The following is a 23,045-nucleotide window of genomic DNA, read 5'->3' on the forward strand; positions in this document are numbered from 1 at the left end:
AGCAGGTTTCATCCCCTCATGCTAGACCGCCGCCGCCGCCTCTGTGCCGCAACGAACGCCAAACCAGCCCCATCGGCCGGTTATACGCGCTCACAAGCCCAGCCTGGCGCGAATCTCCGCCGTCCAGTCGACCTCTTCCCAACCCGGCTCCATCCTCAGGCTCAGGCAATAATCGCGGCCATCGCCGGCGATCTCCATCCATACATGGACAGCCCCATGGCTGTCGGGAACCAGGGTCAGCCGGATCTGGCTCCAGTTCCAGCCGGCGTCGCGCGGCCTCAGCACCCATTCCTGATAGCAGCCCAGCAAGCCGGCGACGCCGCCGACATAGGCGATGCCGGCTTCCATCCCCGCGCCCGCCAACTCCCAGCCCAGGCGGGAAAAAGCCTGCAACAGGGCATCCATGCGCGGCGGCGGCAACACCTGCAGCCGGTCGCTGTCGCCGGCGTCCCGCGCCTGGCCCAAGGCCAGATCGGTATGGACCCACACCAGCGGCTCGCCGCCCAGGGCCGGGTGGCAATTGACCGGCGTCGCTTCCGGCAACGGCAGCAGAAACGGCAAGCGCCATTCGCAGCCGGCCGGAATCCGGCACGGGCCGCTGACCGGCAGGCTGGCCAGCAACAGGGTTTCCCCGCCGCGCTCGCCTGCGGCCTCGGCCAGCAGCAGCAGTTCTATTTTGGCGATGCGCTGGTCGACCGCTCCGCCGCAGACCCTCACCTCTCCGCGCAGCGTTTCGCCGGACTGCAGGCGCGGGTTCGACAGACGGGTGGCCACGGCGGCGGCGCCCGTCTCCACGGCGGCAAAAAACGATTTCAGCATGTATTGGCGATCCAAATGGAAAACGGGCCGGCTCACAAGCCGACCCGATAACATTTTATGCCAAAAAAATCATTAAAATACCAAAATTGACCTATTGATCAGACCTTGTCATACAGCTTGCTACCGCCTTTGACGAACTCGATCGACTTTTCCCGCATCCCCTCTCTCAGCGCGTCCTGCTCGCCTATGCCCTGGCTGGCCGCGTATTCGCGCACGTCCTGAGTGATCTTCATGCTGCAGAAGTGCGGACCGCACATCGAGCAGAAGTGCGCGACCTTGGCGCTGTCTTTCGGCAGCGTCTCGTCGTGGAAATCGCGCGCCTTGTCCGGGTCCAGCCCCAGGTTGAACTGGTCTTCCCAGCGGAATTCGAAGCGCGCCTTGGACAGCGCGTTGTCGCGGATCTGCGCGCCGGGATGGCCCTTGGCCAGGTCCGCCGCGTGCGCCGCCAGCTTGTAGGTGATGATGCCTTCCTTGACGTCATTCTTGTTGGGCAGGCCCAGGTGCTCCTTCTGCGTCACGTAGCACAGCATCGCGGTGCCGTACCAGCCGATCTGCGCGGCGCCGATGGCCGAGGTGATGTGGTCGTAGCCTGGCGCGATGTCGGTGGTCAGCGGCCCCAGGGTGTAGAACGGCGCCTCGCGGCACCACTCCAGCTCCTTGTCCATATTCTCCTTGATCAGCTGCATCGGCACGTGGCCCGGGCCTTCAATCATCACCTGCACATCGTGCCTCCAGGCGATCTCGGTCAGCTCGCCCAGCGTTTTCAGCTCCGACAGCTGCGCCTCGTCATTGGCGTCCCAGGCGCTGCCCGGGCGCAGGCCGTCTCCCAGGCTGAAGGCCACGTCGTAGGCCTTCATGATTTCGCAGATATCTTCAAAATGGGTGTAGAGGAAATTCTCGCGGTGATGCGCCAGACACCACTTGGCCATGATGGAGCCGCCGCGCGACACGATGCCGGTCATGCGGCCGGCGGTCATCGGCACGTAGGCCAGGCGCACGCCGGCGTGGATGGTGAAGTAGTCGACCCCCTGCTCGGCCTGCTCGATCAGCGTGTCGCGGAAGATTTCCCAGCTCAGGTCCTCGGCCTTGCCGTTGACCTTTTCCAGCGCCTGGTAGATGGGCACGGTGCCGATCGGCACCGGACTGTTGCGCAGAATCCACTCCCGCGTTTCGTGGATGTTCTTGCCGGTGGACAGGTCCATGATGGTGTCCGCGCCCCAGCGCGTGCCCCAGGTCATCTTGTCCACTTCCTCGGAAATGGACGACGTTACCGCGCTATTGCCGATGTTGCCGTTAATCTTCACCAGGAAGTTGCGGCCAATGATCATCGGCTCGGATTCCGGATGGTTGATGTTGGCCGGGATGATGGCGCGGCCGGCGGCCACTTCCTGGCGCACGAATTCCGGGGTGATCTCCTCCGGCAGGTTGGCGCCGAAACTGTGGCCCTTGTGCTGGCGCGTCATCAGGTCCAGCAGCCGCTGGTTGCCGGCGGCCTGCAGCGATTCCACATAGGCGCGGCGGTTCAGGTTTTCGCGGATGGCGACGAACTCCATCTCCGGCGTGACGATGCCGCGGCGCGCGTAGTGCATCTGGCTGACGTTGCGGCCGGCCTTGGCGCGGCGCGGCTTGCGCTGCAGATTGAAGCGCAGCTCGGCGAGCTTGGGATCGGCCTCGCGGGCGCGGCCGTATTCGCTGGACAGGCCGTCCAGCCGCTCGCAATCGCCGCGCTCGGCGATCCAGCCGGCGCGCAAAGGCGCCAAGCCGCTCTGAATGTCGATGCGGACGGCCGGATCGCTGTAGGGGCCGCTGGTGTCGTAGACGAAGATGGGAGGGTTCTTTTCGCCGCCGAACTGGGTCGGCGTGTCGGCCTGGCGGATCTCGCGCATCGGCACTTGAATGTCCGGGCGGCTGCCTGCTGCATAAATCTTGCGGGAGTTGGGCAAAGGCTGGACGGCGGCGGCGTCCACCACCATCTGCTTGTTCACGGGCGCGTTCATCGGGCGGGTCTCCAAAAGCGATGAAGCGGCGCAAGGAGCGGTCCGGCATGGCCGGCTGCGGGCCCGAATGGGCCGGTATGGCAGGTGACGCTTCCCTACGCCGGTATTATCCGGGTCAGGTTCCAAGGGTATTTCTCACCCGCGCTCCGTCATCCGGCGCCATGGCCTACACTTTGGTGGCCATCTGCGCCGAACGCCAGGCGCAGGACCCCTAGCGATGCCGTGTGAAGGTAAGGCAAATATGGGATAATCGCAAGCAATCTAGATTGTTGACAAAGCATCTCGCCTTCGAGAAGGCGAGGCTCCCTTGCAGGTTTAAGAGGGCGGCATGCGTGCGAATTTTCAATTCGCTCAGCGGAGCGATAGGGATTCAATGGTCAGGCTGCGGACTCAAGCACTTATGTGGCGGGGCCCGGCTCTGCCGGGTTCTGTAAAATCGCACCAATTCACTTTGTCAGCAGACTGTATCGTCATCACACGAGTCCTTGCCGCCGACGCTGTCCTCCATGGGCGGAGCGGACTCCCAGCCCTCCGGAGTTTAAGTTGATGGATTTCGAAAAAACCCGTTTCAACATGGTCGAACAGCAGATTCGTCCGTGGGATGTTCTGGATACCAACGTGCTGGATCTGCTGTTTCACGTGAAACGCGAGGACTTCGTCGCCGACAATCAGCGCCAGCTGGCCTTCGTCGACACCGAACTGCCGCTGCCCAACGGCAGCAAGATGCTGCAACCGAAGATGGAAGCGCGCCTGGTGCAGGACGCCGCCATCCAGCCGAGCGACAAGATCCTGGAAATCGGCACCGGCAGCGGCTACCTGACCGCGCTGCTGGCCAAGATGGGCAAGCAGGTGGTGAGCGTGGAAATCGATCCGGCGCAGAAGGAGCGCGCGGCCGCCAACCTGAAGAAGGCCGGCGTCGCCAACGTCACCCTGGTCGAGGGCGACGGCGTGCTGGGCCTGGCCGAGCAAGCGCCTTACGACGTGATCGTGGTCGGCGGCTCGCTGCCGGTAGTCCCGCAAGAACTGAAGGACCAGCTGGCCGTCGGCGGCCGCCTGATCCTGGTGGCCGGCGATCTGCCGGTGATGGCGTGCAAGCTGATCGAGCGCGAAACCGACACCAGCTTCCGCGAAACCGCGCTGTTCGAGACCTGTGTCGAGCGGCTGAAGAAATTCGAGGCGGTTGAACCCGCCCGTTTCAGCTTCTGATCATGCTGCGCGAAATCACCGCCCCGGCGCTGGCCGCGCAACTGGCCGATCCGCAGGCCGCGCGCCCGGTGCTGCTGGACGTGCGCGAAGGCTGGGAATACCAGCTGGCGCACATCGAAGGCAGCGTGCACATCCCGATGAATCTGATCCCGATCCGGATGAGCGAGCTGCCGGACGACGCGCCCATCGTCGCCATCTGCCACCACGGCATGCGCAGCGCCCAGGTGGCGCTGTTCCTGCTGAACGCCGGCTTCGACAACGTGATCAATCTGCAGGGCGGCATCGACGCCTGGTCGACCCAGGTGGACCCGGCCGTCGCCCGGTATTGATGCTGGACGGCGCGTCGCCTACAAACACCGCCCGAGGGCGGTGTTTTGTTTTGGAACGAATCGCGCAGCCATCTTTCCAAGCCACGTTAACCGCCTGGCGATCCATAGCAAAGAACCCGATATGTCTTCTCTGACCTACCTCGCTCCCGCCCTCGCCCGCGTCCACCCCGCCTGGGAAACGGTGCTGGGCCAGCCCGCCATCGCCGCCCGCCTGGCCGAAATCGACCGCCAGCTGGCCTTGCAGCAAGGCGACGGCAAGACGCTGTTTCCGCCCCCGCCCCAGGTGTTCAACGCGCTGACCTTCGCCGCGCCGGCCGACGTCAAGGTGGTGATCCTGGGCCAGGACCCCTACCACGGCGACGGCGAGGCGATGGGCCTGTCGTTCTCGGTGCCGGACGGCGCGCGCGTGCCGCCGTCCCTGCGCAACATCTACAAGGAACTGGCGGCCGACCTCGGCCACGGCATTCCCGCCTGCGGCGACCTCAGCCACTGGGCGCAGCAGGGCGTGCTGCTGCTCAACAGCGTGCTCACCGTCGAGCGGGACAAGGCCGGCAGCCACGGCAAGCTCGGCTGGCAGTCTGTCAGCGACGCGCTGATCGACGCCGTCAACCGCGACAACCCCGGCTGCGTGTTCCTGCTGTGGGGCAATTGGGCGCAGAGCAAGGCCGAGCGCATCGACGCCGGCCGCCACCTGGTGCTGACCGCCGCCCACCCGTCGCCCTTGTCCGCCAGCCGCGGCTTCCACGGCTGCCGCCACTTCTCCCAGGTCAACGCCTGGCTGATCGCCCGCGGCCGCCAGCCGGTGCGCTGGGAAGCGGCGCCGGCCGCGCGGAACGCCCTGTTCTGAAACGGCTCCGCCGCGCCGCTTTGCGCGGCGGGCCGCTTGCCCTAAGCTAGTAGCTCCTCCACTCCCCCGCTCTCATCGTGGAAATCCTGCTGCTGCTGGGCCTGATCCTGTTGAACGCCGTGTTCGCGATGGCCGAGATCGCCATCGTCTCCTCGCGCAAGGTCAGGCTGCTGCAAAAGGCCGAAGACGGCCACAAGGGCGCCCGCGCCGCGCTGGCGCTGGCTTCCGAGCCCACCCGCTTCCTGTCCACTGTCCAGATCGGCATCACCTCGATCAGCATCCTGTCCGGCGTCTACGGCGAGGCGGCGCTGTCCGAGCATCTCCGCGGCGCGCTGCTGGACGTGCCGCTGCTGGCGCCGTACAGCAAGCCGCTGTCGGTGGCGCTGATGGTGTTGTTCATCACCACGCTGTCGCTGATCCTGGGCGAACTGGTGCCCAAGCGGCTGGCGCTGCTTAACCCGGAACGGGTGGCGATGGCGCTGGCGCGGCCGATGCTGCTGCTGTCGCGCGCCAGCGGCCCGCTGGTGCAGGTGTTCAGCCGCGTCACCGACGGCCTGCTGCGCCTCTTGGGCGCCAAGAAGAGCGACGAGCCGTCCATCACCGAAGACGAAATCCGCACGCTGATGGAACAGGGTGCCGACGAAGGCGTGTTCGACCGCGCCGAACAGGAACTGGTGGAAAACATCTTCCGCCTGGACAACCGCAAGGCGTCGGCGGTGATGACGCCGCGCAAGGACGTGGTGATCCTGGACCTGGAAGACGGACCGGAACGCAATCGCGAGCTGTTGCTGGCCTATCCATTCAGCCATTTTCCGGTCTGCCGCGGCGACACCGACCAGGTGATAGGCGTGCTCAACGCCAAGACCCTGCTGGACCGCCTGCTGCGCGGCGAGCCGCTGGACTTCGCCGCCGAGCTGTCGCCGCCGTTGTACGTGCCGTCCACCTGCTCGCTGATGCAATTGCTGGAGCAGTTCAAGCAGGCGCGCAGCCACAGCGCGCTGGTGGTGGACGAGTACGGCGAGCTGGAAGGCCTGGTGTCGATCAACAATGTGATGGAAGCCATCGTCGGCTATCTTCCAGACATCGACGGCGAAATCGACGAAATCGTGCAGAGAGAAGACGGCAGCTGGCTGGTGGACGGCATGGTGTCGCTGGAGCATTTCCGCGAGTTCTTCGAGCTGGAAGCCCAGCTGCCCGGCGAGGCCGGCGGCAACATCCACACCCTGGCCGGCGTGATCCTGTACCAGCTGGGCCGCGTGCCCAGCGTCACCGACCGTTTCGAATGGAACGGCTTCAGCTTCGAGGTAGTGGACATGGACCGCACCCGGGTGGATAAGATCCTGGTGCAGCGCCATCACCTGCCGCAGCCGGAGTTCGAGTCGATATGAGCGTCGTCACCGCCGCCTCCCATCCGGACGCCTGGCTGGCCCTGCGCGCCGCGCTGTGGCCGCACTGCCCGCGGGGTAGGCACCAGGAGGAAATCGACGCCCAGAGCGCCGATGTCCGCCGCTGCGCCGCCTTCCTCGTTCAGGACGGCCAAGGAGAGGCCGTCGGCTTGATCGAGCTCGCGCTGCGCGGCGATTACGTCAACGGCACCCGCTCATCGCCGGTGGCTTTCGTCGAAGGCCTGTACGTGGCGCCGGAACACCGGCGCGCCGGCATGGCGGCCCTGCTGCTGGCCGCGGCCAAGGACTGGGCCATCCGCCGCGGCTGCGCCGAGCTCGCGTCCGACACCGGCCTGGACAACCAGGTCTCGCAGCACGCGCACCTGGCGCTGGACTTCGAGGAAACCGAGCGCGTGGTGTTCTACCGGATGGCGCTGTAAACGCCCTCAGCGCGCCGCGCGCTGCACCAGCCTGGCCTCCCCCTCCCCGCACACCTCCAGCGTCGCCCAGGCGCCGTTGAGCAGGCTCCATTGCGGCGGCACGTGGCCGATGTCGGCATCCACCGCCACCGGATACGGCAAACCGTCCAAAGCGGCGCGCAACGCCCCCTCATAGCTCAAAGCATCGCTGTCGGCCGCGTCAGGGCCGCCGCTGCGGCCCAATACCAGCCCGGCTAGGCCATCCAGCGCGCCGGACAGCCGCAGGCCCGCCAGGGCCCTTAAAACGCCGCAGGGCGCGAGCTCGCAGTTTTCCAGGTACAGGATGGCCGGCTCCGCCTTGAACGCGTCCAGATCGAAATACGGCGTGCCCTGCAGCGGCGCCAGCACATCCAGGCAGCCGCCGATCAATCTGCCCTCCATTTTCCCCGCTCCGCCCTCCAGCAGCCGCACCCGATTGGCGAACTGCCGGCCCGGCTCGTCCCAGCGCCAGTAAAGCCCATGCTGCGCCTGCGCCGGCGGCATGCCGGTCTCCAGCGCCGCCAGCAGCGCCTCGTTGCCGAACGCGCGCTCTTTCAGCGGCAAGTCCATCAGATTGGGCCCGTGCAGCGTCGCCCAGCCGGCGCGCAGCGTCAGCGGCGCCATCAGGGTGGAGACGTCGGAAAATCCGGCGATCCATTTCGGCGGCAATTCGGCCAAGGCATCGAAATCCAGGCCTGGCAGCAATTCGATCGCCCGTTCGCCGCCCCAGGGCGGCAGGATGGCGCGGATGTCGGGATCGAACAGCAAGCGCCGCAATTCGGCCAGCCGCGCCGCGGCGGGAGCGCTGGCGTCGTGTTTCTCGCCGCGCAGGCACTCCCCCTCCACCACGCGGTAGCCGCGCGCGCGCAGCTCGTTCAGCGCGTCGTCCAGCCGGCCGTGCAGCTGCGGATGGACCCCGGAGGAAAAAGCGGTGACGGCGATGGCGTCGCCGGGCTGGAGCGGCGCGGGAAAGCGGATGGGCATGGTATGGCCTCGAAGCGTGTGGACAAGTCTGCCGCGCTCAATCCCGCCGCGGCAGATCGAGCGCGAAGGTGATGCCGGTGCTTTTCTGCTGGTAGCCGATGCGGTGGTAGAAAGCGTGGGCCCAGGTGCGGTGGATGCCGGAGCGCAGCCGGATGCGCGGGTAGCCGCGTTCATGCGCCCACCGTTCGCAGGCTTCCAGCAGCAGCCGGCCTATGCCCAGGCCGCGGCAGGCGGGATCGACGACGATGCCGCCGATTTCGACATAGCTGTCCGCTTGCAGCAGATGGCCGCCGTGGCCGTGGATCCAGCCGACCACCTCGCCCTCCCGTTCCGCCACCCAGATCTCGTTGTCGACGGCGTCCCGCGCCGTCGCATAGCGGGACGCCAGCTGCTCGGGGGTGGTCGGATAGTCGAGGTCGCCGCACAAGCGCGCCACCGCGTCGATGTCGGCTTCCGTCATGGCGCGGATGAGAATGGGGTTCATGTGGCCGGTTCCGAAGCAAAACCCCATGCTAAGGGAATCCGGCAGACAAACCAAACGTCATTTCTCGCGGCGAGCCAGCCCGTATCCGTCCCCGTCGCTCAGAAGCTTGTCAGCCGTTCTTGTTCAGCCGGTGGAGTTCGATCAGCTTCGCGTACTTGATATGGCTGTTGAAGCAGCCGATCAAGATGTGCACCAGGCCCGGCAAGCCGTCCAGGAAGCCGCGGCGGACGAAATAGAACTTGAAAAAGCGCAGCAGCGGACTGAACAGCAGTTTGCCGGCGCCCACCTTCTTGCCGCGCTTGTACAGCTGTTCCGCCTGCAGCGAGGTATAGCGGTTCTGCTTGGATAAATAGAGCGCGATGTCCTCGCCGGACTCGTGCATCAGGTCTCCCGCCAGTTTTTCCGCAGGCCCGTCGCAGATCACGTACTCGTGCACCGCGTCGTCGGACCAGCGCGCGCGGCGGCGATCGAACAAGCGCAGCGACCAGTCCGGATAGCCCTCGCCGTGTTTCAGGAAACGTCCCATGAAACGGTTGCAGCGCGGGAAGCGATAGGCTGCGGCCTGTGGATTCTCCAGCATCCTATTGATAGACAAGGACAATTCTTCGGACAGGTATTCGTCCGCATCCAGGCACAGCACCCAGTCATGGCTGGCCTGGCTGACCGCGAATTGTTTCTGGGGACCGAATCCCAGCCATTCCTGGTGGATAACTTTGGCCTGATAGGCGGAGGCTATTGCCAATGTGCTATCGCTGCTGCCGGAATCCACAACCACGATCTCGTCCACAAAGCTCAATTTCTGCAGACATTGTTCCAGTTGTTTGCCTGCATCCTTGGTGATTAGCACCGCGCTGACTGCTACTCGCATCTGTTCATGTATTCCCATTTATAAAATGATGAAACTGGTAGAAGGTTGCTTCTTCTTGTGGATAAGTACGTTTATCCGTTTATTTTCAATGGATTGATTCTATCCAAAACCTGTTGTCAGCCGTGCTCGCAATTGGGTGAGCAGTTGTGGATAACTTTAGCGGTTTCTGCAGACTCATGGTTGTCCACAGTTGTTGATCCGGTTTTGCAGACTGGCTTGTGCACGACTTTTTTTGCATCCAGCCTGGCCTACCTCAGCGGTTTTTCATTAACGCAACTATAAAATGATGAAACTGCTGAAGGTGGCACTTTGCTGTGGACAATTGCTAAAAAGGCCTTTGCTTCATAGGTTTGTCCTGTTGATAGGCATGGGATTATTGCATAGGGCAATGGCAGGGCAGATTGTGGATAAATCCGGCCGGACTTATTCACAGCCGCTTATCCACATCCCGTCACGAGGGATTTTACGTGGTTAACCACAGCCCCGCTCGGGTACAATGCGCGCCATGATGAATGTGCTGATTGTGCGCACCTCGTCGATGGGCGACCTTATCCACACTTGGCCGGCCATCACCGAGCTGAAGACGCATTACCCGAATATCCGCTTGAGCTGGCTGACCGAGGAAAGCTTCGCCGACATCGCCCGCCTGCACCCGCAGGTGGACGAAGTGCTGACGCTGAGCTGGCGCAGTTGGCGCCGGCGCCTGTGGCAGCCCGCCGCCTGGCGCGAACTGAAGGCTTTGAAGCAAAAGCTGCTCGACGCGCGCTTCGATTTGGTGCTGGACAGCCAGGGGCTGATCAAGAGCGCGATTCCGGCCCGCTGGGCGCGCGCGCCGTTGGCCGGGCTGGACTGGAGCAGCGCGCGCGAAGCCTTGGCCAGCCTGTTCTACGACAAGAAGCACAAGGTTTCGCGCAAGTTGTCCGCGATCGCGCGCAACCGGCAGTTGTTCGGCCTTAGCTTCGGCTACGCGCCGGAAGGCCAGCCGCTGTTCGGCGTCCGGCCCGGCGAGCGGCCCAGCTGGATGCTCAGCGGCCGCTACGCGGTGCTGCTGCACGCGACCAGCCGCGCCTCCAAGGAATGGCCGGAGGCCCGTTGGGTGGAATTGGGGACTCGATTGTCTTCCGGCCATGACATGGTGACCGTGCTGCCCTGGGGCAGCGACAAGGAAAAGGCGCGCGCCGAACGCCTGGCCGCGCGGCTGCCGGCCGCGGTGGTGGCGCCCAAGATGAGCCTGGGCGAAGCCGCCGGGCTGCTGGGCCACGCCAGCGCGGTGATAGGCGTGGATACCGGCCTGGTGCACCTGGCCAACGCGCTGAACGTGCCGGTGGCCGCCATCTACACCGATACCGACCCGCAGCAGACCGGCGTGGTGGAAACGCCGTGGGCGACCAATCTGGGCAATATCGGCCAGTGTCCCACCGTGGACGAGGTGCTGGCGGCGCTGCAATCGCGGCGGGATTGGACATGAGCTGGCAGCTGGCGCTGTACAACGGCCTGTGGCGCGCGCTGACGCCGCTGGTGCGGCGCTATCTGAGGAAGCGGGCGCGCAAGGCGCCGGCCTACCTGGAGCACTGGGATGAGCGCTTCGGCCAGGCCCTGTCGCCCAAGGCGGGAGGCGCGATCTGGATCCACGCGGTGTCGGTAGGCGAGACGCGCGCCGCGCAGCCGCTGGTGGCCGCGCTGCGCCGCGAATGGCCGGACGCGCCGCTGTTGCTGACCCAGATGACGCCGACCGGCCGCGCCACCGCCGAGCAGCTGTACCCGGACGCCGAGATCCGCTACCTGCCCTACGATTATCCACAGGCCGCCGCCGATTTTCTGCGCGCCTACCGGCCGCGTTGCGGCGTGCTGATGGAAACCGAAATCTGGCCCAATCTGATCCACGCCGCGGCGGCGCAGCGCGTGCCGCTATTGCTGGCCAATGCCAGATTGTCGGAAAAATCGCTGAGCGGCTATCGCAAGATCGCCGGGCTGATTTCGCCGGCTTTGGCGAAATTGACCGCAGTTGCCGCGCAGACAGCGGAAGATGGCGAGCGTTTGACGAAGTTGGGCGCGCGGAATGTTTCGGTCTGCGGCAGCAGCAAATATGATATAGAAGTGCCGGAAGCGCAGCGTCATCTGGCCGCCGGCTTCCGCGCGCGGGCCGGCGGGCGGCCGACGCTGCTGTGCGCGAGCACCCGCGACGGCGAGGAAGCGCTGATTCTGGACGCCTGGCTGGCCGCCGGCGACGCGGTCGGCGACGCGCTGCTGGTGATGGTTCCCCGCCATCCGGAACGCTGGGACGAGGTGGAGAGACTGGCCGCCGAGCGCGGCCTGAAGCCGCAGCGCCGCAGCGACGGCGCCGCCATCGCCGCCGATGCTCGGGTGTGGCTGGGCGACAGCATGGGCGAGATGTTCGGCTACCTGGGCGCCTGCGACGTCGCCTTCATCGGCGGCAGCCTGCTGCCTTACGGCTGCCACAATCTGATCGAGCCGGCCCAGATGGGCGTGCCGGCGCTGTTCGGCCCGTCGGTGTTCAATTTCCAGCAGGCCGCCGCCGATTCGCTGGCCGCCGGCGCGGGCCGCCAGGTGGCCAACGCGGCCGAGCTGGTGTCGACGGCCTTGGCGCTGATGGACGATCCGGCCGCCGGCGAGGCGATGCGCCAGGGCGCCGCGCGCTTTCGCGACGCCCACCGCGGCGCCAGCGAAAGGATGTTGGCGCTGATCCGCCAGGCGCTATCTTCCTGACGGCCGCTCAAAGCTTTTTTCGGGCCGCGCGGCCTAAAAATGAAAAACCGCCCATCCGGGCGGTTTTTTTCATGGCTGGCGTCATTGTCCCAGCCATTTGGCGGACAGCCGGGCGAAGCCGCCGTCCTGCATCCGCTGGCCCAGCCATTGATCGACCCAGGCTTTCCAGCGCCAGTCGTTGGGCAGCAGATAGGCTTTTTGCGAGAAGTCGAACGGCTTGTCCGGATGGATGGCGCACAATTCCGGATGCAGCTTCTGCTGGTAACGGGTTTCCACCGCGTCGGTCACCATCGCGTCGGCCTTGCCGTCGATGATCTGCTGGAAAATGCGGTTATTGTCGGGGAAAACCGTCAAACTGGCATCCGGCAGGCGTTGGCGGGCGAAGCGCTCGTTGGTGCCGCCGGGGTTGACCACCAGCCGCGTTTGCTTGCGGTTCAGCTGTTCCAGCGTCTGGAAGCGGGCCGCGTTGTCGCAGCGGGCGATCGGCGTCTTGCCGTCGTTCAGGTAGGCGGCGGAATACAGCGCCTGTTTCTGCCGCTCCAGGCTGATGGAGATGCCGCTCATCGCGATGTCGAACTTGCCGTCGCGCTGGTCGCGCATCAGCGTCGGCCAGCTGGTGGCCACCAGTTGCAGCTTCACGCCCAGCGCCCGCGCCAGGTCCGCGGCCATGTCGATGTCCAGGCCGCGGTATTGACCGCTGGCCGGATCCAGGCGGCTGAACGGCAGATAGTCGCCGGTGGTGCCTACGCGCAGCTCGCCGCGGGCGAGGATGTCGTCCAGCCGGTCGGCCTGGGCGGCCGGGCTCAGCAGCAGCGCCGCCAGGCAGGCGGCGGCGATGGTTGGGGCTTTCATCGGCTGCCTTCGCGCGGGTTCAGGGGGAAGGCGAACAGGTCGCGGCGGTAGGTTTCCACCACCAGGCTGAACGGGGTATTGCCGTCCTTGTACAGCACGGCGCGGTGCTGCAGCACTTGTTCCGGGATGTCCAGGCCGCGCTTGGCGTCGCCGGCCGGCAGCGGACGGGTTTCCCAGCCCTGCGGCAGCGGCGACCACAACAGTTTCGCGCTTTCGGTGCGGCGGGTGAAGTCCAGCGCCTTGACCGCGGCGCCGAACGGCGTGTCGGTGGTGTCCAGCAGGCGGTTCATCTCGGCGGTCAGCCGCGACGGCACGTACCAGTTGTCGGCCTCGGACAGCACGCGGTCGCCGCAGGCCAGCTGCACCCGGCGGTAGCCGATGGGCTCGTCGGCGCCCACCTTCAACTGGCGGCGGATCTCGGCGTCGGCCGGCTTGCGGGTGGCGGTGTCGCGGAGCGCGCGGATGCGGGCCTCGGCGGCCAATTTGTGTTCGCCGCACCATTGCTGCAGCGTGCGGGTGGCGCTGGGATTGCTCAGCAGGGTGGCGTTCAGCGTCTGCAGCAGCGCCTGCGCCTTGACGCGGGTGTCGGCGCCGTCTTGCCAGCCGGGATAGGACCAGGCTTCGGCGTGGGCCTGGCCGGCCATCAGCAGCGCGGCGGGCAGCATCCAGGCCAGCGTCTGTTGGCGAAATCTTCCGGCATGGGTTTTGTGGGTGGCGTTATGCTTCATGGATCTTTACAAAAGTAGAACAAACATACTAATGAGGCCAATAGTAAACGCAAAGTTCCGCTAAGTTGAAAACAGGGTCGACCGCACTGGGCGGGCCAGCCCGTTTTCCCCTTTTCGAGTCGCCCTGCGAGGAGCCGTCATGGCTAAAGATTTTTCTCCCTTGCCCACACTGACTCTGCCGCGCACCACCGACCTGGTGAGACTGGACCAGCGGCCCCATCCGCCGATAGGCGTGGACAGTCCGGCGTTGAGCGTGATGACCGATCTGAAGCTGGTCAATCCGATAGGCATACGCGCCGACGCCGATCTGCGCGAAGCCCACCAGCGCATGGTCAGCCACGGCATCCGGCTGCTGTTCGTCCACGACGACGACGGCAGCCTGCTCGGCTTGGTCACCGCCGTCGACCTGCTCGGCGAGCGTCCCATCCAGTGCATGAAGGAGCACGGCAAGCATTACGCCGACATCCAGGTATCCGATGTGATGACGCCGCGCGGGCGGCTGGACGCGTTGAGCCTGGCCGACGTGGCGGCGGCCAATGTCGGCCAGCTGGTCGCCACCATGCAGCATCTGGGCCGCCAGCACGCGCTGGTGGTGGAAGTGAATCCGTCCAACGGCCACCACGAGCTGTGCGGCTTGTTCTCCACTTCGCATATGGCGCGCTTGCTGGGACAGCCGCTGTCCTTCATCCGCGTGCCGCAGGCGCTGTCGGAGATCCAGTACTCGCTGCTGCACGCCGGTTGACCCGGAAGCGGGAACGGCAAGAATCGGGTCGCCGCCGGGCGCGCGCCGCCATAGACTTCGGACATCGCAATGATACGAAGGAGAGCGCCATGGCCTGGCAACTGGAAACCCTGGACCCGGTTTTCGTCGAACGCGCGCGGCGCGAAGGCGTCGACGCGCTCGGCCAGCCGGTGCGGCGGCTGACGGCGGCCGGCGGCGAACCGTGCCGCGACGCGCTGCGCCGCGCCCGCCCGGGCGAGGCGCTGATCCTGGCGAGCTACAGTCCGTTCCGCCAAACCGGGCCCTACCGCGAGTACGGGCCGATTTTCCTGGCCGGCGAGCCACAGCCGCCCGCCTTGCCCGGACTGTCGGCGCTGCTGGGCCGAGCCGGAGATAATGCCTACCTCGGCGACGGCGTGGCGCTGCGCGCTTATGACGACGGGCAGACGATGTTGGAAGCCGTGTTGCTGCCGACGCGCGAGGCGGGGGCGACGCTGGCGCGCTGGGAGGCGCGGCCGGAGATCGCGTTCGCGATGCTGCGTTTTCCCGCGCACGGCTGCTACGCGCTGCGGCTGAACCGGAGCGCGTGAAATGGACGCCCTTTTGCATGCCGACGAGGAAGCCGGCCGCGATTACGCCCGCGTCCGCGACGCCATCCGCTACCTGGTCGCCCATGCCGGCGAGCAGCCGCAGCTGGCCGACATGGCCGCCGCGCTTTATCTGTCGGAATCGCGGCTGCAGCGGCTGTTCAGCCGCTGGGCCGGCGTCAGCCCCAAGCGCTTCATCCAGCAACTGACCTGCGAGGCGGCCAAGGCGCGGCTGGCGGCCGGCGCTTCCCTGCTGCCGCTGTCGCACGAGCTGGGCTTGTCCGGCAGCAGCCGCTTGCACGACCTGTTCGTCACGCTGGAGGCGATGACGCCCGGCGAATACCAGCAGGGCGGCACCGGGCTGGACATCGCCTGGAGCGTCGAAGCCACCCGTTTCGGCCCGGCGCTGCTGGCGCAGACCGCCCGCGGCGTGTGCGCGCTGCAGTTTGTTTCCGGGGACGAGGAGGCGGAGGCCTGGCTGCGCGGGCAATGGCCGCGCGCCGCGCTGCGCCATATCCCTGGCCAGGCGCGCGCGTTGTGCGGCCGCTTGTTCGATCCGCTGGCCGAGGCGGGCGGACCGCCGCTGGCGCTCAGGGTGCAGGGCAGCAATTTCCAGATCCAGGTGTGGCGGGCGTTGCTGGCCGTGCCCTACGGCGGCCTGCTCAGTTACGGCCAGCTGGCCGGAAAAATGGGGCGGCCGGGCGCCGCGCGCGCGGTGGGCAACGCGGTGGGAGCCAATCCGGTGGCCTGGCTGATTCCCTGCCACCGGGTGATTCGCGCCGAGGGCGCGCTGGGCGGCTACCGCTGGGGCGAGGAGCGCAAGCTGGACCTGATAGGCTGGGAAAGCGCGCGGCTGAGCCGCGAGGAAGCGACGGCGTGAGCGGGCAGCGGCGGGAGTTCGCTTGGCTCGCGCTGCTGGCGGCGCTGTGGGGCGGGTCTTTCCTGTTCATGCGCGTCGCCGCGCCGGCTTTCGGCCCGCTGCCGCTGATCGCGCTGCGCGTCGGACTGGCCGCCTGCCTGTTGCTGCCGTTGCTGTTGTGGCGCGGGCAATGGAAGCTGTGGCGCGGCCACTGGCTGCCCATCGCCGTGGTCGGCGTGTTTTTCACCGCGTTTCCGTTCAGCCTGATAGCCTGGGCGCAGCTGTCCTTGTCGGCCGGCATGGCCTCGGTGTTGAACGCCACCACGCCGTTGATGACCGCGCTGTGGGCGTGGCCGCTGGCCGGCGAGCGGCTGTCTTCGCGGCGGGCGGCGGGCCTGGTTTTGGGCTTGGCCGGCGTGTTGGCCTTGCTGGCCGGCCACGGCGCGCGTTTCGAGGTCCGTTCGCTGGCGCCGGTATTGGCGATGCTGGGCGCCACCGCCAGCTACGGTTGGGCCGGGCATATGGCCAGGCGCTGGCTGCCCGGCATGCCGCCTCTGGTGACAGCCTGTGGCGGCTTGGCCAGCGGCGCGCTGCTGATGCTGCCGCTGGCGTGGCATGACTGGCCGGCGAGCCAGCCGCCGCAGAAAGCCTGGATCGCCCTGGCGCTGTTGGCGGTGTTTTGCACCGCGCTGGCTTATCTGATTTTTTACCGGCTTATCAACCGGCTGGGCGCGACCCGCGCCAGCGGCGTCACTTACTTGGTGCCGGTGTTCGGCGTGCTGTGGGGCGCGCTGTTCCTCGGCGAAACCATCGGCGCTGCGATGCTGCTAGGCGCTGCGCTGATCCTGGCCGGCGTGCTGGCGCTGAACGGGCGGCGCTAGGCGGACAGCCGGCTCAACTCGTGGAAGAACAAGCGGCTCAACCGTTCCAGGCCGGAGTCGTCGCGGCCTTCCGCTCGGCGATACAGGGCAAGCGGCACCGAGGGCAAGGGAGGCAGATAATCATCCGGCAACGGCGCCAGCCTGCCGCCGACAGCATTGGGCAACAAAGCGCCTACTCCCAAGCCTGCCTCCAGCGCGGCCTGGACGGCGAGCTGGCTCGCGCTTTCGAATACGATGCGGGATGGACGCGCGCTCAGGCGCAGCGCTTCCAGCATGGCGTCGCGCCAGCTGCATGGCGCGGCGAACATCACCAGGGGCAATGTATTTCCTTCCGGCATGCGCCCGTCCAGCGCCATCCAGCGCAATGGGCATTCCACCACCCACTTCGGCGTTTCCCTCAAGCCGCACTGCAGCGGATTGGCTATCAGCAAATCCAGATCGTTTCGGCGATAGGCCTCGCTGAGTTCGATTTCCATCGCGGCCCGCACCTCCACTCGCAGCGATGGATGAACGGCGGAAAAATCGGCTAATACCTGGGGCAGATGATGACTGATCACATCTTCGATCAGGCCGACCCGGCAGCGTCTCGGCTCCATGGCCAGAGCGCCGGGCACCATCTGTTCGGCCAGAGAGACGATGCGCTCGGCGTAGGGAAGCAGCGCCTGGCCGGCCGCCGTCAGCGCCACGCCGCGGGTGGAGCGCTGCAGCAAGGTCTGGCCGCAGTGTTGTTCCAGCTTGCGCAGCTGCAAGCTCAGCGCCGGCTGGGTTCGTCCCAGCTCAAGGGCGGCGCGGTTGATGCTGCCGAGGCGGGCCACGGCGGCCAGCGCGCGCAGCAAGGCGGTATCGATGTCGCTGGTCATATGAATTGCTTATAACGATTGCCGGATTTTCCAGTCTACCTATAGCGGCGACGAATGTTTAGCATGGGCCCAATGTGAATCGCCGCAAGGAGAGGAAAATGTTTTTCGCCGCATTATTGCTGGCGGTGGCCGGCTCCGTCGTCTACCACCTGTCGATCAAGCAGTTGCCGCAGGAGTTGAACCCGTTCTTTTCGCTGGCGGTCAGCTACGGCCTGGCGATGTCGCTGTGCCTGGCGGGCATGTGGTGGCTGCCGGCGGGCCAGCGCGGGATGTCGGCGCTGAACTGGAGCAGTTTGGGCGTGGCGCTGGGGATACTGGGAATCGAGATGGGCTTCCTGCTGGCCTACCGCGCCGGCTGGAACCTGGGCTACGCGGCGCTCAGCTCCAATGTGCTGAGCACCGCCTTGCTGCTGCCGATAGGCTATTGGCTGTTCCGCGAGAGCCTGTCGCCGGGCAGGCTGGCCGGGCTGGGGCTCAGCCTGGCTGGCTTGTGGATGATGCTGCGCTTTCGCTGAGCGTCTCGCCCAGCGGCAGGCGGATGGCCACCTTGAAGGCGCCGTCCTCGTCGGTCAGCTCCAGCGCGCCGCCATGCTGCTTGACCACCCGCGAGACGATGGCGAGGCCGAGGCCGCTGCCGCCGTCGGTGCCGCGGTGCTCGGCCAGCCGCTCGAACGGCGCCAGCGCGGTTTCGCGCAGCGCGGCGGGTATGCCGTCGCCGTGGTCGATCACGCTGAGCATGGCGTCGCCGGCGGCCTTCTCCAGCCGGACCACCACCGGCGGACGGCCGTAGCGGCGCGCGTTCTCCAGCAGATTGCTCAGCAGCCGCTCCAGCGCCAGCGCGTCGGCCCTCAGTTCGATCTCGTCGCGGATGTCCAGCCGCGCGTCCATGCTCTCGCGGCGGAAGCGCGCCACCACGCTGGCGGCCAGATCGGCCAGCGCCACCGGCTCCAGCCGGCTGGTCTCCTCGGCGCGGGCGAAATCGATGAACTGGCGGACGATGCGCGACAGCTCGTCGATGTCGGACAGCATGTCGTGCTGGTCGGTGCTGGCTTCCTGCATTTCCAGCGTCAGCTTCAGCCGGGTCAGCGGCGTGCGCAGGTCGTGCGACAGGCCGGCCAGCATCAGCCGCCGCTCGCGCGCGGCGTTATCCAGCGCCTGGGCCATGCCGTTGAAGTTGTGCGCCAAGAGCTGCATCTCGCGCGGGCCGGTTTCCGGAATCGCCTGCGGCATCGAGCCGCTGGCCAGCTGGCGGCTGGCCTGCACCACCTGGCTGATCGGCCTGGTGATGCGCCAGGCCAGCAAGGACGCCAGCAGCGTGGCGAACAACGCCGCCAGCAGCGAGGCCTGCAGCATCGGGCTGATCATGCGGTCGCGGTAGCGGCCGAAGGGGATCACCAGCCAGTACGGCTGGTCCAGCACGTGCACGTGCACCCACAGCTCGCTGTGGTCGGCTCGGCGCGCGTAATGCGCCTGCACCGGCTCGTTCAGGTCATGCGACAGCCGCTGCGCCAGCATCGCGCCGATCTTGGGCAGATCCTCGCTGAACTGCTGGCCGCGGTCGGCGTTGAACGGCAGCAGGCTGGGCAGCCCGGGGCGGTTGTAGTTGTCGAGGAAGGCTTGCCGCTCTTCCTCGACCATGCCGGTCATCGAGTCCTCGAGAAAGGACAGCGTGTCCAGCACCTGGATGTACAGCTGCCGCTCCAGCAGCTTGTGGCGCTCGTTGTTGGCCAGCCAGATGGTGAACAGCTGGGTGGTGATCACCACGGTGACCACCAGCAGCGCCAGCCGGAAGAACAGGGAGCCTAACAGCTTGCGTAACAAGGCCTACTCCCTGGGCGATCCGTCCGGCACGAACACGTAGCCGTAGCCCCACACGGTCTGGATGTAGCGCAGCTGGCTGTCGCTTTCGCCGTTTTCCAGCGCTTTGCGCAGGCGGGAGATGTGCACGTCGATGCTGCGGTCCAGCGATTCGCCGTTGCCCTTGCCCAGCGCCAGCTCCATCAGCTGTTCGCGGGTCAGCGGGCGGCGCGGATGGCTGACCAGAACCGACAGCACCGCGAATTCGGCGCTGGTCAGCGACACCGGCTGGCCGCCGCGGCGCAGCTCGCGCTGGCCGAGGTTGAGCACGAACTCGCCGAACTCCACCACGTCGTCGGCGTCGTGCAGCGCGGCCAGCGCCGGCGTGGTGTGATGGCGGCGCAGCACCGACTGGATGCGGGCGGTCAGCTCGCGCGGATTGAAGGGCTTGGGCAGGTAGTCGTCGGCGCCCATTTCCAGGCCCAGGATGCGGTCGATGTCCTCGCCACGGGCGGTCAACATGATCACCGGCAGCGATTCGCCCTGGGCGCGCAGCCGGCGCACCACCGCCAGCCCGTCCTCGCCCGGCATCATCACGTCCAGCACGATCAGGTCGGGACGGTTGCGCGCCAGCTTGCGGTCCAGATCCTTGGGATCGGGCAGCGTTTCCACGATATAGCCCTGCTGGGTCAGGTAGCGGGTCAGCAGTTCGCGCAGCTTGGCGTCGTCGTCGACGACCAGGATTTTATTATGTTCCATATGCTGTTCCTTCAGTGTTCCGGCTGCCAGCTTAGCGCGGCGCGGCGCAGGCTGGGACGCCTTGTTTTTTACAGATGTTAAGCCGCCACGTCGCGATACAGTCGTTAACAATTGTGACGTCCCCATTGACGTCCGCGCAAATGCTTGCGCTTAAGCTGGAACAAATGGCCGGCGCGGAAGCCGTTTCAAGCGGGAAATATGCAGTATTTTCATGACGCTGGCCGAATCCGCCGCTGCCGGAAAATGGATCGCTGCGACGCTGATCCGCATCCGATGCCTTGCCGGGCTTGCGTTTCGCCGCCTTGAGCGGCGATGGCAGCGCGGTCAACAGACAGGATAGAATATCGACATGAAGCGATATCTGATCATGCTGGCGCTGGGCGGCCTGCTGGCGCAGCAGGCCGCGCTGGCGCAGCATTTCCCCGGTCCGGGACCCGGCAGGCATGCCGAGGGCCGGCCGTCGGCGCGCGGGTGCGACGGCGATCAGTCGTGCAACAACCGCCGGCTGCGCAATCTGCGCCAGCGCGAAGCCGCGCGCAACGGCGACATCGGCTTCGATCCGGTCCAGCATCAGTCCAGCCGTCTGTTGCCTCCGCCGGACGATCATGTCAAATCAGTACCCAGCAAGCCCAATTTTTGGCAGGATAAACGCCGGCAGGAGCAGATGCAAAACCAATCCGATTGATTCGACGTCCGCTGAGGAAAGGACAGGACGATGACGCAAGGGGGAAAGCGCGGCGCAAGCCTGGGAAGGCGGGCCTTGACGGGCCTGCTGTTGTGCGGGCTGTCCGCTTTTCCGCTTGCCGGATGGGGCGCCAAGGACGACTGCGCCGACGCGGTGGCTCCCCAGCGCTGCCAAGCGCATCTGCAGGGGCTGCGCAGCTGCCTGGATCTGCCGGAGGCCAGGCGCCGGGCCTGCCTCGCTTATTACACCCCCCCTCTCAGTTGCCAGCGCCAGCGCGACGCCAAACGCTGCGAAGCGCTGCTGGCGGCGCAATCGTCGTGCGAAGGCATGCTGGGCGCGCAACGCCGCGCCTGCGTGGACGAGCGTTTGCCGCCGGCGTCCTGCGCCCTGCGCGGCCAGCGGCCTTGCGCGGCGGACGACGCCGCCTGCGACGCCGGCCGCCGCCGCGACGGTTGCAGCCGTCCATCCCTGCCATTGGACGAATAGCGCCGGAATCAGGGCAGCAGGATGACGGAGCCGGTGGTGCGGCGCGCTTCCAGGTCGCGGTGCGCCTGCGCGGCTTCCGCCAGCGGGTAGCGGTGCGACGGCGCGAGCTTGACCGTGCCGTCCCGCAGGCGGCGGAACAGCGCGGCGGACGAGGCTTCCAGCTCGGCGCGGGTGGAGATGTAATCGCCCAGCCTGGGCCGGGTCAGGAACAGCGAGCCGCGCTTGGTCAATTCCAGCGGCGCCAGCGCCGGCACCGGTCCGGAAGCGTTGCCGAACGTCACCATCATGCCGCGCGGGCTCAGGCTGTTCAGCGAGGCCTCGAAGGTATCCTTGCCCACCGAATCGAACGCCACCGGCACGCCCTTGCCGCCGGTGATCTCGCGCACCCGCGCCGCCACGTCTTCCTCGCGGTACAGGATCACGTGGGCGGCGCCCAGGCCGCGGGCGATCTCGGCCTTGGCTTCAGAGCCCACGGTGGCGATGACGTGGACGCCCATCGCCGACAGCCACTGCAGCGCGATCTGGCCGACGCCGCCGGCGGCGGCGTGCCACAGCACGGTCTGGCCCGGCTGCACCGGGAAAGTGCGCTGCACCAGGTATTCCACCGTCATTCCCTGCAGCATCGCGCAGGCGGCGGTTTCATCGGACACGCCGTCCGGCAGCTTGACCAGGTGTTCGACGGCGATCAGCCGTTCGGTCGAATAGGCGCCCAGCGGGCCGCCGGCATAGGCGACGCGGTCGCCGGGCGCGAGTCCGGCCACGCCCTCTCCCACTGCTTCCACCACGCCGGCGGCCTCGCTGCCGAGCCCGCTGGGAAGCGGCAGCGGATACAGGCCGCTGCGCTGGTAGGTGTCGATGAAATTGACGCCGATCGCGGTATGGCGCACCCGCGCCTGGCCGGGGCCGGGCGGGCTGATTTCCGCATTCTGCAGGCGCAGCACTTCCGGGCCGCCGGTTTCCGTGAAAACGATAGCTTGGCTCATGGCGTTTCCTTTGCGAGTGGATGGCACAGTCTGCGCCGGGCCGTGGCGGGCCGGCAAGCGGGGGCGGCTAGACAGGGCGTCAAACCTGGCTGGACAGTCGCCGCCGCGCCCAGGCGACCACCTCCGGCAATACCTTGGGCCAGTTGTTCAGCCGGTGGTCGTCGCCGTTGAATACAGCCTGCCGGCTGTGGCGGTAATGGACGGCCGCTTCGCGCCAATCCAGCGTCTCGTCGCGGCTGCCCAGCAGCAGCCAGTAGCGGCCGGCCGTCGGCGCCGCCACTCGCTGCGACAGCAGGGCCCGCAAGTCGTCGTCCCCCAGCGTGTAGACCTCGCCGGTGTAGGGGTTGGTCTGTTCGCCGCGAAAGCGCTCCAGATCCCGGTCCGGGCGCACCGCGGGATTGATCAGCGCGGCGGGACGGCCGCGCAGTTCGGCCAGATGCGTGGCGTAGAAGCCGCCCAGCGAACTGCCGATCAGCAGAGTGTCGGCCGGCAGGCCCGACACCAGTTCGTCGGCCTGGCGGATGGCTTCGGCCGGATGCGGCGAAAGCCGCGGACAGTGCAGGACGATGTCGGGCGCGTGCTGGCGCAGCCAGGCGGCGGTTTCGCCCGCCTTCAGCGATTGCGGGCCGGAGTTGAAGCCGTGGAGATAAACGATGTGCATGATGGACGCCGGTGTGGAGTGTGTCGATGGTACGACGCCGGCTGAGGTTTGTCTTTGCGGCAAGTGCTTAATTTCGTTGTAA

Annotated in this window: 26 protein-coding genes; 13 read left to right on the forward strand and 13 right to left on the reverse strand. The window is 66.6% G+C overall.

The window, feature by feature from the left end; translation table 11 throughout:
• Positions 1-90 precede the first annotated feature (90 nt).
• A complete protein-coding gene (locus tag VL52_RS05030) occupies positions 91-819 on the reverse strand; it encodes a sporulation protein (protein ID WP_052729166.1) in 729 nt (242 codons plus the stop codon).
• 98 nt (positions 820-917) lie between these two features.
• Positions 918-2,792, reverse strand: coding sequence for a phosphomethylpyrimidine synthase ThiC (thiC, locus tag VL52_RS05035; RefSeq protein WP_412133470.1), 1,875 nt, complete (start codon positions 2,790-2,792; stop codon positions 918-920).
• A 570-nt stretch (positions 2,793-3,362) separates the two neighbouring features.
• Between thiC and VL52_RS05040 the strand changes: the two genes are divergently transcribed.
• From VL52_RS05040 to aac(6'), 5 genes are all read left to right on the forward strand, one after another.
• Positions 3,363-4,022 carry a protein-L-isoaspartate O-methyltransferase family protein gene (locus VL52_RS05040; protein ID WP_046156013.1) on the forward strand — a complete coding sequence of 220 codons (660 nt, stop codon included), beginning with the start codon at positions 3,363-3,365 and terminating at the stop codon, positions 4,020-4,022.
• A gap of 2 nt (positions 4,023-4,024) precedes the next feature.
• A complete protein-coding gene (locus VL52_RS05045; RefSeq protein ID WP_046156014.1) occupies positions 4,025-4,351 on the forward strand; it encodes a rhodanese-like domain-containing protein in 327 nt (108 codons plus the stop codon).
• 121 nt (positions 4,352-4,472) lie between these two features.
• Positions 4,473-5,198, forward strand: a complete 726-nt coding sequence (locus VL52_RS05050) for a uracil-DNA glycosylase (protein ID WP_046156015.1) — start codon at positions 4,473-4,475, stop codon at positions 5,196-5,198.
• A 77-nt stretch (positions 5,199-5,275) separates the two neighbouring features.
• Positions 5,276-6,586: a hemolysin family protein gene (locus VL52_RS05055; protein ID WP_200895954.1), complete on the forward strand. Its 1,311-nt coding sequence runs from the start codon at positions 5,276-5,278 to the stop codon at positions 6,584-6,586.
• Positions 6,583-7,023, forward strand: a complete 441-nt coding sequence (gene aac(6') / locus VL52_RS05060) for an aminoglycoside 6'-N-acetyltransferase (RefSeq protein ID WP_046156017.1) — start codon at positions 6,583-6,585, stop codon at positions 7,021-7,023. The genes VL52_RS05055 and aac(6') overlap by 4 nt, the downstream gene beginning before the upstream one ends.
• A 6-nt stretch (positions 7,024-7,029) precedes the next feature.
• Here aac(6') and VL52_RS05065 read toward each other — a convergent pair whose 3' ends face one another.
• The 3 genes from VL52_RS05065 to VL52_RS05075 form a co-directional block, all read right to left on the reverse strand.
• A complete protein-coding gene (locus VL52_RS05065; protein ID WP_046156018.1) occupies positions 7,030-8,025 on the reverse strand; it encodes a S66 family peptidase in 996 nt (331 codons plus the stop codon).
• A 37-nt stretch (positions 8,026-8,062) separates the two neighbouring features.
• A complete protein-coding gene (locus VL52_RS05070; RefSeq protein ID WP_046156019.1) occupies positions 8,063-8,509 on the reverse strand; it encodes a GNAT family N-acetyltransferase in 447 nt (148 codons plus the stop codon).
• Between the two features lie 109 nt (positions 8,510-8,618).
• Complete coding sequence (locus tag VL52_RS05075) at positions 8,619-9,377, reverse strand: glycosyltransferase family 2 protein (protein ID WP_046156020.1); 759 nt, start codon at positions 9,375-9,377, stop codon at positions 8,619-8,621.
• 508 nt (positions 9,378-9,885) lie between these two features.
• Between VL52_RS05075 and waaC the strand changes: the two genes are divergently transcribed.
• On the forward strand, positions 9,886-10,845 hold the full coding sequence (waaC, locus tag VL52_RS05080; protein WP_186338609.1) for a lipopolysaccharide heptosyltransferase I: 960 nt from the start codon (positions 9,886-9,888) through the stop codon (positions 10,843-10,845).
• Complete coding sequence (waaA, locus tag VL52_RS05085) at positions 10,842-12,104, forward strand: lipid IV(A) 3-deoxy-D-manno-octulosonic acid transferase (protein WP_046156021.1); 1,263 nt, start codon at positions 10,842-10,844, stop codon at positions 12,102-12,104. The genes waaC and waaA overlap by 4 nt, the downstream gene beginning before the upstream one ends.
• Before the next feature lie 81 nt (positions 12,105-12,185).
• On the opposite strand, the gene VL52_RS05090 is transcribed toward waaA, so the two are convergent.
• Complete coding sequence (locus VL52_RS05090; RefSeq protein ID WP_046156022.1) at positions 12,186-12,956, reverse strand: transporter substrate-binding domain-containing protein; 771 nt, start codon at positions 12,954-12,956, stop codon at positions 12,186-12,188.
• On the reverse strand, positions 12,953-13,684 hold the full coding sequence (locus tag VL52_RS05095) for a chorismate--pyruvate lyase family protein (RefSeq protein WP_235429210.1): 732 nt from the start codon (positions 13,682-13,684) through the stop codon (positions 12,953-12,955). The genes VL52_RS05090 and VL52_RS05095 overlap by 4 nt, the downstream gene beginning before the upstream one ends.
• 139 nt (positions 13,685-13,823) lie before the next feature.
• Here VL52_RS05095 and VL52_RS05100 point away from each other — a divergent pair, with 139 nt between their 5' ends.
• The 4 genes from VL52_RS05100 to VL52_RS05115 all read left to right on the forward strand — a co-directional run bounded on the left by VL52_RS05100 (position 13,824) and on the right by VL52_RS05115 (position 16,732).
• Positions 13,824-14,426 carry a CBS domain-containing protein gene (locus tag VL52_RS05100; protein ID WP_046156023.1) on the forward strand — a complete coding sequence of 201 codons (603 nt, stop codon included), beginning with the start codon at positions 13,824-13,826 and terminating at the stop codon, positions 14,424-14,426.
• Between the two features lie 89 nt (positions 14,427-14,515).
• Positions 14,516-14,995, forward strand: a complete 480-nt coding sequence (locus VL52_RS05105; protein ID WP_046156024.1) for a DUF1203 domain-containing protein — start codon at positions 14,516-14,518, stop codon at positions 14,993-14,995.
• Between the two features lies 1 nt (position 14,996).
• On the forward strand, positions 14,997-15,872 hold the full coding sequence (locus VL52_RS05110; protein WP_046156025.1) for a methylated-DNA--[protein]-cysteine S-methyltransferase: 876 nt from the start codon (positions 14,997-14,999) through the stop codon (positions 15,870-15,872).
• Positions 15,869-16,732 (forward strand): DMT family transporter, encoded by an 864-nt coding sequence (locus tag VL52_RS05115; protein WP_046156026.1) that lies wholly within the window; start codon positions 15,869-15,871, stop codon positions 16,730-16,732. The genes VL52_RS05110 and VL52_RS05115 overlap by 4 nt, the downstream gene beginning before the upstream one ends.
• Here VL52_RS05115 and VL52_RS05120 read toward each other — a convergent pair.
• On the reverse strand, positions 16,729-17,592 hold the full coding sequence (locus VL52_RS05120; RefSeq protein WP_046156027.1) for a LysR family transcriptional regulator: 864 nt from the start codon (positions 17,590-17,592) through the stop codon (positions 16,729-16,731). The two genes, VL52_RS05115 and VL52_RS05120, sit on opposite strands and share 4 nt — an antisense overlap.
• Positions 17,593-17,690: 98 nt before the next feature.
• Here VL52_RS05120 and VL52_RS05125 point away from each other — a divergent pair, with 98 nt between their 5' ends.
• A complete protein-coding gene (locus VL52_RS05125; protein WP_046156028.1) occupies positions 17,691-18,107 on the forward strand; it encodes an EamA family transporter in 417 nt (138 codons plus the stop codon).
• Here VL52_RS05125 and VL52_RS05130 read toward each other — a convergent pair.
• Genes VL52_RS05130 through VL52_RS24395 form a run of 3 tightly spaced genes read right to left on the reverse strand, consistent with a single transcriptional unit; the run spans position 18,067 to position 20,719 of the window.
• Positions 18,067-19,413 (reverse strand): ATP-binding protein, encoded by a 1,347-nt coding sequence (locus VL52_RS05130; RefSeq protein WP_046156029.1) that lies wholly within the window; start codon positions 19,411-19,413, stop codon positions 18,067-18,069. The genes VL52_RS05125 and VL52_RS05130 overlap by 41 nt on opposite strands.
• A 3-nt stretch (positions 19,414-19,416) precedes the next feature.
• Entirely contained in the window at positions 19,417-20,148 is a 732-nt protein-coding gene (gene ompR, locus VL52_RS05135) for an osmolarity response regulator transcription factor OmpR (RefSeq protein ID WP_046156030.1), read from the reverse strand.
• A gap of 31 nt (positions 20,149-20,179) precedes the next feature.
• Positions 20,180-20,719, reverse strand: coding sequence for a hypothetical protein (locus tag VL52_RS24395; RefSeq protein WP_144410163.1), 540 nt, complete (start codon positions 20,717-20,719; stop codon positions 20,180-20,182).
• Between the two features lie 144 nt (positions 20,720-20,863).
• On the opposite strand from VL52_RS24395, the gene VL52_RS05145 reads away from it, so the two are divergent.
• Positions 20,864-21,319: a hypothetical protein gene (locus tag VL52_RS05145; RefSeq protein ID WP_144408745.1), complete on the forward strand. Its 456-nt coding sequence runs from the start codon at positions 20,864-20,866 to the stop codon at positions 21,317-21,319.
• An 8-nt stretch (positions 21,320-21,327) separates the two neighbouring features.
• Here the strand turns inward: VL52_RS05145 and VL52_RS05150 are convergent, their stop codons facing one another.
• Both VL52_RS05150 and VL52_RS05155 read right to left on the reverse strand, forming a co-directional pair.
• Entirely contained in the window at positions 21,328-22,302 is a 975-nt protein-coding gene (locus VL52_RS05150) for a quinone oxidoreductase family protein (protein ID WP_046156031.1), read from the reverse strand.
• Positions 22,303-22,381: 79 nt separating this feature from the next.
• Complete coding sequence (locus VL52_RS05155) at positions 22,382-22,963, reverse strand: YqiA/YcfP family alpha/beta fold hydrolase (RefSeq protein ID WP_046156032.1); 582 nt, start codon at positions 22,961-22,963, stop codon at positions 22,382-22,384.
• Positions 22,964-23,045 lie beyond the last annotated feature (82 nt).

Source organism: Chromobacterium vaccinii (assembly GCF_000971335.1).
Taxonomy (GTDB): domain Bacteria; phylum Pseudomonadota; class Gammaproteobacteria; order Burkholderiales; family Chromobacteriaceae; genus Chromobacterium; species Chromobacterium vaccinii.